The sequence below is a fragment of the Thiofractor thiocamini genome, assembly GCF_055384375.1.
Genome location: NZ_AP042389.1, coordinates 584,899 through 597,758, shown reverse-complemented (window position 1 = coordinate 597,758; position 12,860 = coordinate 584,899). Strand labels below are relative to the sequence as shown.

Annotated in this window: 13 protein-coding genes; 2 read left to right on the top strand and 11 right to left on the bottom strand. The window is 34.4% G+C overall.

Annotated elements, in window-relative coordinates; genetic code table 11:
* Nucleotides 1-15 precede the first annotated feature (15 nt).
* The 6 genes from napA to ACZ47B_RS02955 all read right to left on the bottom strand — a co-directional run bounded on the left by napA (nucleotide 16) and on the right by ACZ47B_RS02955 (nucleotide 7,447).
* Complete coding sequence (gene napA / locus ACZ47B_RS02980) at nucleotides 16-2,859, bottom strand: nitrate reductase catalytic subunit NapA (protein ID WP_464895196.1); 2,844 nt, start codon at nucleotides 2,857-2,859, stop codon at nucleotides 16-18.
* Between the two features lie 90 nt (nucleotides 2,860-2,949).
* Nucleotides 2,950-4,296 (bottom strand): type IV pili methyl-accepting chemotaxis transducer N-terminal domain-containing protein, encoded by a 1,347-nt coding sequence (locus ACZ47B_RS02975; protein ID WP_464895195.1) that lies wholly within the window; start codon nucleotides 4,294-4,296, stop codon nucleotides 2,950-2,952.
* A gap of 9 nt (nucleotides 4,297-4,305) precedes the next feature.
* Complete coding sequence (locus ACZ47B_RS02970) at nucleotides 4,306-4,974, bottom strand: Crp/Fnr family transcriptional regulator (RefSeq protein WP_464895194.1); 669 nt, start codon at nucleotides 4,972-4,974, stop codon at nucleotides 4,306-4,308.
* A gap of 9 nt (nucleotides 4,975-4,983) precedes the next feature.
* Nucleotides 4,984-5,364 carry a hypothetical protein gene (locus tag ACZ47B_RS02965; protein ID WP_464895193.1) on the bottom strand — a complete coding sequence of 127 codons (381 nt, stop codon included), beginning with the start codon at nucleotides 5,362-5,364 and terminating at the stop codon, nucleotides 4,984-4,986.
* On the bottom strand, nucleotides 5,361-6,359 hold the full coding sequence (ahbA, locus tag ACZ47B_RS02960) for a siroheme decarboxylase subunit alpha (RefSeq protein WP_464895192.1): 999 nt from the start codon (nucleotides 6,357-6,359) through the stop codon (nucleotides 5,361-5,363). Before ahbA ends, ACZ47B_RS02965 begins: the two co-directional genes overlap by 4 nt.
* Nucleotides 6,356-7,447: a cytochrome-c peroxidase gene (locus ACZ47B_RS02955; protein WP_464895191.1), complete on the bottom strand. Its 1,092-nt coding sequence runs from the start codon at nucleotides 7,445-7,447 to the stop codon at nucleotides 6,356-6,358. The genes ahbA and ACZ47B_RS02955 overlap by 4 nt, the downstream gene beginning before the upstream one ends.
* 128 nt (nucleotides 7,448-7,575) lie before the next feature.
* Here ACZ47B_RS02955 and ACZ47B_RS02950 point away from each other — a divergent pair, with 128 nt between their 5' ends.
* Both ACZ47B_RS02950 and ACZ47B_RS02945 read left to right on the top strand, forming a co-directional pair.
* On the top strand, nucleotides 7,576-8,148 hold the full coding sequence (locus ACZ47B_RS02950) for a precorrin-2 dehydrogenase/sirohydrochlorin ferrochelatase family protein (RefSeq protein WP_464895190.1): 573 nt from the start codon (nucleotides 7,576-7,578) through the stop codon (nucleotides 8,146-8,148).
* Nucleotides 8,141-8,512, top strand: coding sequence for a hypothetical protein (locus ACZ47B_RS02945; protein WP_464895189.1), 372 nt, complete (start codon nucleotides 8,141-8,143; stop codon nucleotides 8,510-8,512). Before ACZ47B_RS02950 ends, ACZ47B_RS02945 begins: the two co-directional genes overlap by 8 nt.
* On the opposite strand, the gene cobA is transcribed toward ACZ47B_RS02945, so the two are convergent.
* From cobA to ACZ47B_RS02920, 5 genes are read right to left on the bottom strand one after another with little or no spacing between them, the layout of a single operon-like run.
* Entirely contained in the window at nucleotides 8,507-9,238 is a 732-nt protein-coding gene (gene cobA / locus ACZ47B_RS02940; protein WP_464895188.1) for a uroporphyrinogen-III C-methyltransferase, read from the bottom strand. The genes ACZ47B_RS02945 and cobA overlap by 6 nt on opposite strands.
* Nucleotides 9,231-10,361, bottom strand: a complete 1,131-nt coding sequence (locus ACZ47B_RS02935) for a radical SAM protein (protein ID WP_464895187.1) — start codon at nucleotides 10,359-10,361, stop codon at nucleotides 9,231-9,233. Before ACZ47B_RS02935 ends, cobA begins: the two co-directional genes overlap by 8 nt.
* Entirely contained in the window at nucleotides 10,361-11,395 is a 1,035-nt protein-coding gene (locus ACZ47B_RS02930) for a cytochrome D1 domain-containing protein (protein WP_464895186.1), read from the bottom strand. The genes ACZ47B_RS02935 and ACZ47B_RS02930 overlap by 1 nt, the downstream gene beginning before the upstream one ends.
* A gap of 39 nt (nucleotides 11,396-11,434) precedes the next feature.
* Nucleotides 11,435-11,743 carry a c-type cytochrome gene (locus tag ACZ47B_RS02925; RefSeq protein ID WP_464895185.1) on the bottom strand — a complete coding sequence of 103 codons (309 nt, stop codon included), beginning with the start codon at nucleotides 11,741-11,743 and terminating at the stop codon, nucleotides 11,435-11,437.
* A 9-nt stretch (nucleotides 11,744-11,752) separates the two neighbouring features.
* Nucleotides 11,753-12,850 carry a multiheme c-type cytochrome gene (locus tag ACZ47B_RS02920; RefSeq protein WP_464895184.1) on the bottom strand — a complete coding sequence of 366 codons (1,098 nt, stop codon included), beginning with the start codon at nucleotides 12,848-12,850 and terminating at the stop codon, nucleotides 11,753-11,755.
* Nucleotides 12,851-12,860: the final 10 nt, after the last annotated feature.

Sequence of the window (12,860 nt, the reverse complement as noted above, 5' to 3'; positions counted from 1 at the left end):
TTCTTACTTCTTTATTTATACCTTATAGATTTTTACTGCACATTTTTTATAGTCTGTCTGTTTTGACATAGGACAAGTTGCATCGAGAGTTACCTTGTTGATAAGAATTTTCTCATCAAACCATGGAACAAAAACAAGTCCTCTTGGAGGTCTGTTTCTTCCTCTTGTTTCAATTCTTGCTTTAACTTTTCCTCTTCTGCTTTCAATCCAGGCAAGATCTCCTCTTTTTAAGCCTCTCTCTTCAGCAGTTTTTGGATGCATATAGCAAAGCGCTTCAGGAACCGCTCTAAATAGTTCAGGAACCCTCATAGTCATTGTACCGCTGTGCCAATGCTCAAGTACCCTACCGGTACATAGCCATACATTATACTCACTGTCTGGCATCTCGGGTGGATCCATGTACGGTCTTGCAAAAATCTTAGCTTTATTTTTAAGGCTTGATTTGCCGGCAGCTTTATTTGGCTTAGTAAGTGTTCCGCTAAATAGTTTTTTAGCCAACGGTCCGTAGAATGCAAAGTCTGCATTCTCGCCTGCAAAATGTTTAACATATGGGTCATACTTACCGTTAAACCTCCAAAGTGTCTCTTTCCCATTTACAACCGGCCATCTTAAACCTCTAACTCTTTGATATGTTACAAAGTCAGCCAAGTCATGTCCGTGACCTCTTCCAAAGTCTGCATACTCTTCCCAGAGGTATTGGTGAAGCATAAAGCCGTAACCTTTGAAGACTTTACCGTCACTTCCGACTACATTTCTTTCATCACCTAAACATTCTGAGTTGTCATATCCTTTTTGAGGGAATTTAGTAAGATCTATTTTGTAGGATTTTGCTCTATCATTTGCAAAAAGGATTTCATACATTGTGGTATCGCCTCTATAGCCCATCGCTCTTGCTTTACCTCTTACATCAGCAAGTTTTTTACCGTTTCTTAGAGTATATGGTCCCCAAAGATCATCAACTGTAAATCTTTTTGAAAGTTCAACCCACTGCCAAGTATCACTCATAGCATGACCTACAGGAAGAACCTGCTGTCTCCACCATTGGCTTCTTCTCTCGGCATTACCATAGGCTCCCCATTTTTCATATATCATTGCGCTTGGAAGAACGAGGTCTGAAACCATGGCTGAAATACCCGGATATCCGTCGCTAGTTACCAAGAAAAAGTCTTTCATTTCTCTTGATGCTTTAAGCCAATGTCTGGCATTTGCGGTATCCTGGTATGCATTACATACATTAACCCATGCAAATTTAACTACACCATCTTCTATGTCTCTATGAATTTTTACTATGTGTTGATTACCGACAGGGTTCAATGTTCCTTCAGGCACTTTCCAGCTTTTTTCAACTATCTTTCTATGTTTTGGATTTTTAACCATCATATCGGCTGGAAGTCTGTGGCAAAATGTTCCAACCTCTCTTGCGGTACCGCAGGCACTTGGTTGACCAGTTAGTGAGTATGCTCCGTTACCGGGTTTTGCCTGTTTGTTGACCAAGAAGTGAACATTGTAACTTAGAGTATTATCCCAACTACCTCTTGTGTGCTGATTCATACCCATTGTCCAAAAAGATACAACTTTTCTGTCTTTTTCTATATAGTAGCTTGCCATTCTTTTTAATTTGGCTTTGAAACTATCAAGTGATTCATCAGGATCACCTTTTGCTACTTTTGCTACATAATCAAGAGTATAAGGTTCGAGTGATTTTTTATACTCTTCAAAACTTATCATCCAGTGTGCTAGGGTGCCAGGTCTATTTTTCATAATCTCACCTTCGCTGTAACCGTAAGGTTTTAGTGCAGGCGCTTCAAGAGGGCTTACTTTTTTTGCCATCTCTTTCTTGATGATCTCCATCTCTTTCGCACTATATTTACCGGCACTTCCGTCAGGTCTTACTGGAGTTAGTGACTTTTCACCTTTTCTTCTCATGCCATAACCCAAGTTAACCGGGCCTGCGGTAAATACGATATGTTTTTTTATAAAATCCCAATCAATAGCTTCAGGATGATTATAAACGATTTCTCTGGCAACATAATTCCAAAGAAGTAAGTCTGTTTGAGGTCTGAAAATGATAGTATCATCAGCCAAGTCACAAGTTCTATGTGTATAAGTTTGGATACTTACAACCTTTACCCTGTTTGGATCACTTAGTTTTCTGTCTGTACATCTTGACCAAAGGATCGGATGCATTTCTGCCATATTTGAACCCCATACGATGATAGTATCGGTCAACTCTATATCATCATAACATCCGCTTGGTTCATCAATTCCGAATGTTTGATAAAAACCGACAACCGCACTTGCCATACAGTGTCTTGCATTTGGATCTATCGCATTACTTCTAAAGCCGCCCTTCATCATTTTCTGTGCGGCATAACCTTCGGTGATTGTATATTGACCGCTTCCAAATACCGCTACCCCTTCAGGTCCTTTGGCTTTGAGAGCATATTTTATATGTTTTTCCATTTCATCGAAGGCTCTTTTCCAGCTTACCGGTTGAAATTTACCGTTTTTGTCGAACTCGCCTTTGTCGTTAACTCTAAGAAGTGGTTGAGTCAGTCTATCCGCACCATACATTATCTTGGCATTGAAATAACCCTTGATACAGTTTAGACCTCTGTTGACAGGCGCTGCCGGGTCACCTTTGACCGCAACGATCCTTCTGTTAAGGCCTTCTCCTTTGGTTGCAAGCATGATACCGCATCCTGTACCGCAAAAACGGCAGGCTGCCTTATCCCATCTCCAGCCGGTTTCAGCTTGGTTTGCGGCAGCTTTGACTTCACTTGGTATATTCATACCAATCGCTGCTGCAGCACTGGCTGCGGCTGAACTTTTAAGAAAATCTCTTCTTGAAAGTGCCATATTCTCTCCTTTTTGAAATTTGAATAGCTTATTCTATCACTTAAAGGAGTATAAATTCTATGACTTAAGTCAAGAATGGAAGATACGAGTCTATTTTTCTTGGTAAGAGTCTATTATCTGTGAAAGATTATTTTTTAGTTTTTGAATCATTTTAGATACCTGGATAAGATTTTCAGCCGATTCAATCGCTATATCTTCAGTATCATCTATATTTTTGCCTATGTTTTTTCTATCTTTCACACCAAGTTCATCCAGTGCAACTTCTATGTTATCGGCAATGTTTTGCAACTCTTTTGCTGCGAATTCTGCTCTCTTTAGAGCTTCACTGGAGTGCTCAAAAGCATTTTTTACCCTGTCTGCAAATTTATTGATATGAGTAGATGCCTCTTTTAGTTCATCTTCTCCGCAGGTATCTATCATAAGAGGTGTATTTTGTGTTACAGGGTCGATTGTAGAAAGCTCTTTGGCACGTTTTACAAAGTTTTCCATATGTCTTTCAAGTGCTCTGGCGGTAAAATATGTAAAGAATATAATCAACAGAGCAAGGATGCCTGAGATATAAAGAAAATTTTTGATAAAATTCGTCTTTTCTCTGCTGTAGTCAGTATACAGCCATACAGCCTCATCCATAGTCTTTAAAAGCTTAGTATTGTTATTGTGGATATAGGTCATATTTTTATCTATTTTGCTCTCTTTTTCGATGAGATTATTGATGTATATTTTAAATTTTTTCCAATATTCAAAATTTGTCGACACAGCTTGATATACACTGTTTCTTTCTTTTATGACACTGTCTTTGATAAACGACTGTATCGTTCTGTCATACATCTTCATGGCTTCATAATAAGTATAATAGTAACTTTGGGAAAAAGTATCGATATATCTAACAAGATAGAGTCCCATTCTTTGTGAAAGCATTCTTTGTCTTCCCGAGAGATCGATATACGAGCCCGGTAATCCTGCTTTTACCATTTTTTTGACGACTATGTCCGAAATCTTCAGGATATCGTCGAATTTATTCATCATGATCTCTTTATCTTTTTTTACTCCTTTTATGTCTGATTCAAGTTGGATAATCTTATCTTTAAAAGGTTTCCAAAGAGAGAGAACCATGTCGAGTTTGTCTTTGATATCCTTATTTGGTGGTTTGTAAACTCCTAATTTTTTATTTCCTTTTATCAGTATATAAAGATTTTTTTCGAAAGCTTCAATATCCTCATTTAAATTTTGAAATTCAAAATTTTCAGAACTTTTTATATAGAAAATCTCTTTTGTAATTTTTTGGGAAAGCATTCTCTGGCGACCGGCAATGTTGATGATATATGAATCTCCTTCTTGTTTTTGATTTAAATATATGGTTAAAACGATATTTGTTATGACTATCAAAGAGAGCATACCACCGATAAAATGTATCTTGCTACTTATCTTGGTTAACATTTTCTTACCTCACTCATATATTTTTTTCAATTCTTCTATATCTTTGATATGTACTTTTCCATTTTCAAGTTCTATAAGACCGGTTCTTACCATTTTTTTCAATATTCTAGAAAGCGTCTCGGGCTGTAAATGAAGACAGTATGCAATTTCATGTTTTTTCATATTGTTAAAAAGTTCCAATTCGTTACAGATTTTATATGCTACTTTTGCCATTCCGTCATATACGATATCTCTGTTGAGTATATACTGTAGCTGCAGTATCGACTGGTAAGATTCTTGAAGTATGCCTCTCATGATCTCCGGCTTTGTCAAAAAAAGAGATTTGAATTTCTTGACGTCAATCAAGAGTATTTGACATTTATCTATGGCTTCTACACTGTAAAATACTCCTAGAGGATCATTATCGACGCATAGGTTCGATACGGTATATATAAAAGAATTCTCTCCGAGTCTGTTTAAAAATATCTCACTGTCAAATCTGTCAACTTTGTAGAGTTTAACTTCCCCTTTTACAAGGAAATATATAAAGTCCAATTTCTCTTTTTCATAAAAAACAGTACTGTTTTTAGGGTAAATTTCATATTTTGATATGGAGGCCAATAGTTCAAATTCATCGTGATTCAATGAGCTAAAAAGTGAAATCTGTTTTAATTTTTCAATTATAGTTCCATTAACCACTGCTTGCCTTTATTTTTCCGGAGTCAAGTCCACCACGCATCTTGCACTGTGAAATTTTTTGTGATAATCCGGTTTTGAAAATACTCCGTCATTCAAACTCCATCCCGCTTGTTTTTTTATAATCATACTGCCGGGACCTTTAAAAGTTTCCCTGTTTTCGCAGAGTATTGTCTTTCCCTCAAAAAAAGCTTTTTTAACTTCCGCCATTCTTTTGGTGGTAATATAATAGTGAAAACTTATAAAAGCGATGAGAAGAGGCAATACCATAAGCATACCTTTTTTCAAAGCACCTTTAGGCATAAAACTTCTTGTGGTAACTATATAAGTAACCACTATAAAAAACAGTGCGATTACAAGATATCCAGCTTCCAACTCAAAAAATTGTTTCATTTATCACTTCCTTTTTCCCATTTGTGTATATCATTCGTAAAGTATTTTACCCTGACTTTTTTAAATTCTCTTGAAGAGTATAAGTATCTGTTTGAATTGTAACTAACTTCATTTTCTATCTCTTGAACTATGCTATCAGTCTCCTCTTTTGTTTTCCCATGAACCATTGAAAAAAGATTGTATGGCCAGTTTGGATACTTTGGTCTAAGATAGCAATGACTAACAGCACTAAAAGATGCTATCTTTTCTCCCGTCTCTTTTGCAATATCCTCATCTATATCCCAAACAACCATAGCATTTGCATTGAATCCTGCTTTTCTATGGTTTAAAATGGTTGCAAATCTCCTCATATACCCTGCATCTTTTAATTCATTTAAAATATTAAAAAAAGTATCATAATCTATACTTAATTTCTCTATCATATCCAAAAAAGGCTCCGGTTTTATCTCTATATCCTCCTGGGTTAAAGCTATAACTTTTTTATGTAAATCAGTTAGTTCTATATCTTTAAAAACTTTCTTTGCTACTTTTTCTTTTTTTGCCTCTTTCCCTGTTGTGTCAAGTTTGACTGCTATCTTAAAAAGTTTAAGCGTAGGCAAAATGATATAATCTTTTGCATTTGTCATATGAGCTAAAACTTCAACTGTTTTTTCAAGCCCAAGCATACTATCAGGTGGAACTGCCAAAGTAAACCAGATATTAAAATCATGATTTCTTTCATAATTATGAGAGATACCAGGATGTGAATTTAATATAGCAACTGCTGTATCTATATCTTTTTCATCAATTTTAAATGCAACAAGAGAGGACTTATACCCAAGTTGTTTAGTATCAAATATGGCTGAAGTTTGACGAATGATGCCACTTTCTTTTTCATTTTTAATAATTTGTAAAACTTCATCTTCACTTATGCCAAGTTTTTGACCTATCTCTTTAAAAGGTCTTGGAACAAGCGGGAAGTTTTTTTGTATCACATAAAGTATCTTGTCTTTCAATGCTGTTTTCCTTTAGGGATGTCTTTAGTTTTATAATTTACTATTGTACCATTTAGACTCTTTAAAAAAGCTACGATTTGACTTATCTGTTTTTTATCAAGTTCAACACCCACTTGATGTTCAGCCATGATTTTAACCGCGTCTTCAAGCTTTTTTATACTTCCATTATGAAAATATGGTGAAGTTTTTGCCACATTTCTTAAAATCGGCACTCTAAATCTCTGTTCTGCGTCTTTCCCTAAAAAACCACCTACATTTTTAAAAGGAAATCTCTGATCACCAAGCGTACATTTAAGATCATATATGCTTTTACATCTTCTAAGTGGAAATCTTTGCAAACTTTGACCTCCTACGCTCATGCCGGTATGACAACCTTTGCAACCTAAGTCTATAAAAAGAGCGAAACCTTTTTTCGCCTCTTTGCTCATAGCATTATCATCACCCTCCAAAAATCTATCATATCCGCTTCTTGTTAAAAGTGTTCTCTCATAAGCCCCTATGCTTTTTTTGATATTTTCAAAAGTTACACCATTATTGAAAACTTTAACAAACATTTTTTTGTAGTGTAAATTTTTCTTTATCCTATCTACTGCTACTTTTGGAGTAAGATTCATTTCAAAATGTGACTGTATGGGACCACCGGCTTGTTCTTCAACATTTTTTGCCCTTCCATCCCAAAACTGAAACTTTGCCAAAGCAGCATTTAAAACCGTTGGGGAATTTAAATGAAAAGGATTTTTTCTGCCTTTGTATCCTATAGCAGTCGGTCTATTATCATCACCGCCATCACTTAGTATATGGCAACTTGCACAAGCAATACTCATATCTTTTGATAAAATAGGATCGAAAAACAACTCTTTTCCAAGTACTATTTTATCTTTTGAGAGTCGGTTTTTTGGATTGTTAACTACTTTCAAAAGTTTATCATAGGTTTTTGGAATTGGAAGCATATTTCTTGAAAGAGCAACATTTCTAAGCTCTTCATCACTATATGTTTTATATACTCTTTTTGGCAATACAAAAGGAAGTGAAAATACAATGGATATTACCATGAGAGCCAAAATAGCTGGTAAAATTATATTTTTCATAAGTATTCCTTATATAATACTTTACATATTTTATTATATCTCAATAATATTATCTATACATTGATATTCATCAATTAAAATAAATTTTATTTATGGTATTATTTGATAAAATCAAAAAAAGATAAATAATGAGTTACTTTCCGGCATATATGAAACTTGATAGTAAAAATATCCTTATCATCGGTGCAGGTAAAATTGCCCAGGATAAACTGAAGCATTTACTTGATTTTACCAAAGATATAACTATATTGGCTGATAAAATAAGTGAAGATATGATTTTACTTGCAAAAAGATATGACTTAGAATTGATAGAAAAAAAGTATGAAGATGGTGATATAGATAGGTTTGATATAGTTATAGTAGCTATAGATGATATTCAAAAGCAAAAAGAGATATATCTTGAAGCAAAAGAGAAAAAGATACTTTGCAATACCGTAGATGTTATAGAGTATTGCGATTTTATATTTCCATCATATATAAAAGATGGTGATTTGACTATATCTGTTTCAACTTCAGGAGCATCACCTGCGGCAGCAAAGTATCTTAGAAGATTTTTAGAAAACTGCTTACCTGACGGGATAAGTAAATTTTTAAAAGAGATGAAAGAGTTAAGAAGTAAATTACCAAAAGGAAAAGAGAGGATGGTGCTTTTAGATAAAAAGGCAAAAGAGTTCTTTCAAAAGGATAAAACAGGTGAGTAAAAAAATTTTTGTAGCATTAGTAGTTGTGATGTCTTTTTTAAGTTTTGTAGCATTTAAAAATGCTCTCCCTGAAGCTAAAAACAAAGAAGTTATGAATGCTATAAAACCATACTTTCCCTATAAACTTGAAAAAACTTTAAAAGGTCTTAAGATAGTCAATACCAAAACAGGTGAGAGTGAGGAGCCTAGCAACAGCGTAGTTTTTAAAAGAGTCGATGAGATAGAGAAAAAATGGGGTAAAACTCACTTGAAACTCGAAGGAGCGAATCTCATCATCTTAGATGATGATAATAAAATGATAAAAAAGATATACCTAAATGATAAAAAAGCTATCGACTTTGTTCACAAGTTTTTTGGATTATAAAAACCAGTTTAATTTTTCTCTCAAACTTACAACTTTTCCCACCACTATCATTACCGGTGTTTGAAGCCCTTTTGCATCTTTAAGAGCATTTTGTAAAGTTGAAATGACTACTTTTTGCTCTTTTAGAGTACCTTTACTGATGACAGCAATAGGATAATCTTTTGGTTTTCCAATCTCTATAAGATTTTTACATATTTTTGCAAGGTTATGATACCCCATAAGAAATATGATAGTTTCATCACCTTTTAGCATTTGCCAATTTACTTGAGAGCCTTTTTTGCTTGGTGCTTCATGTCCTGTTACAACCTTAAATGAAGCCGATATACCTCTATGAGTAACCGGTATACCTGCATAGCAGGGAACGCTAACGGCAGATGTGATTCCAGGAATTATTTCAAACTCTATGCCTTTTTCGCTTAGATAACTACCCTCTTCTCCGCCTCTTCCAAAAACAAAAGGATCTCCGCCTTTTAGCCTGACAACCACATCATGCTTTAGAGCATTTTGATATATCACTTCGTTTATCTCATCTTGAGGCAGAGTGTGTCTTCCATCCTCTTTTCCTACATATATAAATTCACACCCGTCTTTGGCATGTGAGAGTATATCAGGATTGGCAAGTCTGTCATATATGATAACATCCGCTTCTTTAACAACTCTAAGAGCTTTAAGAGTTAAAAGTTCAAGATCCCCGGGACCCGCTCCAGTTAGATAAACTTTACCCATGTACTCCCCTTTGTTTCTCATCAAGATAGCAAGAAGGATCTTCACTCCATAGTTCCCCATCACTTATAGCATAAGCTCTACTTCTACTTCCACCGTTGCAAATATCTATAACTTTACAATCTTTGCATACGCCACTTATCTCTCTTGGTTTTTTTCTTAATTTTTGTAAAATTTCATTATCTTTATCAAGCCATATCTTATCAAAACTTTTCTCTTTCATATCACCTATAAAAAATGGAAAAAATGGATCGGGTTTTACTCTGCCTTCCCAGTCAATGTTACCAAGTCTAACTCCGGCACTATTCCCACCCCATTTTTTAAGTCTTTTTAAAAGCTCATCTTTTTTGTGAGGATATAACTTTGCAAATTTTTCATACAGCATAATGGCATCCATCTCCATATTGCCTGTAACTACATCTATATCTCTACCGGTTTTATAGTACTCAAATGCCTTGTTTATGATAAAGTTGACAAACTCTTTTCTTTTCTCTTTTGTTATATCGATTTTTAGATTATCAAGTCCTCTTCCGCTGTAAACCAAGTGCGAAAGATAAAGCTTATCAACCCCTATATCTTCTGCGAGTTTGAATATATCATAAAAACTATCTTCAGTCTCTTTTGTCATGGTAAATCTAATGCCCGCATTTCCACCATGCTTTTGTATCAGTTTTATAGCATCTATACTCTTTGTAAATGCTCCCTTAAGCCCTCTAAATTCATCATGGATATCTTCTATACCATCTATACTGATACCGATATAGTTAAATTTTTCTATGATTTTATCTACATTTTTTTCATTGATATAAAGTCCGTTTGTAGAGAGGTATGTTACTATCCCTTCTTCTCTCATTTTGTCTGCGATCTTAAATACATCTTTTCTTATAAGTGGTTCACCACCACTAAATATAACAAATTTAACATTCGCATTTTTTAAGTCGTTTATAGCATTTAGTATAAACTCTGTACTTAAAACATCTGTAGAGTTAGGATCAGCATAAGAGTAACAGTGCTTACATGCAAGATTGCATCTGTTTGTAAAGTTCCATATAATTATATCACCGTTTAACTCTCTTTGAGGACAATCATCTAAAACCGAGCTTATAAGATTTGATATGCGAAGCATTATTTGCTCATTTTATAGATAAATATACCTGAAGGCTTTGGAACAGGCCACATAAAGTGTTTCCACCAACCATCTACATTGTATGCAAGAACTTCATTTTTACCGTTTACGGAAATATACAAGTGTCTTCCGTCACTTGCCCATCTGACATGCAGTACCATTCCGCCAAAATTAAAACTTTTTATAACTTTAAGTGTTTTTGTATCTATGATTTGGACTCTTGGAAAATCTTTCCCGCTAAAAGTCACGGCAAGGTACTTTTTGTTTGGACTAAGTGAAGTAAAGACAGGATTTCCTATGACATTTATAGCTTTTACAAGTTTAAAATCATGCGTGAAGACAAAAACTTTTTTAGCTCCGACCGCGGGAATGAAAAAATAGCCTTTTGAAACACTCCAAAAACCAAAATGGGGAACTTTTAGAACTCTATCTTTTTTACCGAGATTTAAAGGAACTCTTTTATACTTCATACTGTCAAGATTTAGTACGCCAAGAAAGGGGGAGTTGAAAAAACCGCTTACATAAAGATTTTTATCTATCAAGGCATCGAAAGGAACTTGCCCTACATTTTTAAACTTTTTATATAGTTTAAAATGAGGTTTTTCAGGATTTGTATCTTTCATGACCCATATCTCATCACTGTCCATACATTCAAATATAAGATAATTTTTATAGAGTTTGATGCCTACATTTCTACTGCCTGTTTTTATACTTTGAAGTGGATTTAAGTCTCTATCGAGGATTTCAACTGTTTTGTTGTCATAGTTGGCAACTGCCAAAAAGTTTTTACCTATGATAAACCCTATGGCACTTTTGCTTGTTTTATACTCTTTTTCTTTTACCTCTTTTATAGGGTCAAACTTTATAACATAACCGTCTCTTGTGATGATATAACCGTCCTTTCCCTTGAACTTTACAACTGCATGATTGAAGTTATGCATATTTTTTATCTCATTAGTCAACAGATTGTGATCTATGACTGCTAGAGCCGAGTTTTCTCTCTCAACAACAAATATCTTATCTCTTGCAGTCAAAGAGATGACAATGAGCAGAGTAAACAGTATGATTTTTTTTCATTTTTTATCCTTAAAACTTAATATATATGAAACTATTGCATTTATCTGACTTACATTCAAGTCACTAAAAGAGGGCATAGAGTTTCTTTTGTATCCCAATTTTTTATACATTTGTTTCGGTGTGGTTATCTGAGCTATTATCTCATCTTTTGTTCTTTTGTTTGCTATCTCTTTAAAAGGCGGACCAAAAGCCTCCGCTGTTTGATGATGGCATCCCCAGCAGTATGTATGAAAAACTTGCATGGCTAAACTTTCGTTTGCTGATAATGACATAGTTGCAAAAATCAAAAAAGCAAATATTTTCACTTTCCCTCCCTATTTTATTCTTTTTGTGACATTTTTTGCCAGCAACGGTTTATCAAGAGAGCTTTCGGCTAAACCTACATGATCGATACACTCTTTTTTTGCAATTATTATATAAAATGAAGCTGTTATTATATCACCTTTTTTTAAATCTTTTATCTTGTAGTCATACACTTTTTTACTTTTGGCCGCAAGGTTATTGAACCATTTATAGCCTGTAGCGTTATAAGGTATGATGATTTTCTTTTTTCCTTTTAGATAGTCATATCTAAAATAGGAGTATTTATCCGACTTGTTGCTCCATATGACTTTCCCTCTCCTCTTTACCAAAACCCTTAAAAACATTTCTCTTGCGGATTGAATGATAAGGGGGTGACTCATTTTATTTTTTAAAGTTACAATTATATGATGTTTTTTCTTAATGTTAAGTTTTAAATCTACGCTTTTTTTACGCATATCATCACTGTGCACACCAAAGAAATTGTGACTTCTGTGTTTTAGTCTGGCTTTTTTATTCATATTTTCATTGCCGCCACTGGCATAAGGCATATGGCATTTTATGCACTCTTTTGAGTTTTGATTTGAATTCATGGCTTTATATATTAGGAGGTCATTTTTATTTCTTTTATGGGAGTGACATCCCTTACATACGTTTTTATCATACAGTGGATTGTTTAGGGATGAGTGTTTATCATTTTCATCAGGATTCTTCAATGAACCGTAAAGGCTTGGTTTATAGCCGTCGATTTGTTTAGTTATTATGTTTTTGTTGAATTTGTGAGATTGTTTGACATACGCAATTTCATGGCAGTAAAAGCACGATATTGCATCTTTTTCCCTGGTATTGCTTTCATTTGGTCTTGTTTCACCTTTTATGAGGGCATTGAGGTTATCTGAGGCCGGCATGTGACAAGTGGCACAATCATATTTCTTTATACTTATTTTGTCGGCAATTCTTCTGTGTAGTATATCATTAAAATAACCCTTGGAGTGATACGAGCGTTGATACTCGTTATATATATCTTTATGGCACTCTTTGCAAGACTTATTTGAAAGATATACGGCATTTAAAAAAGAATATAAGACAATAATTATCACAATAGATCTCAATTTGAAACCT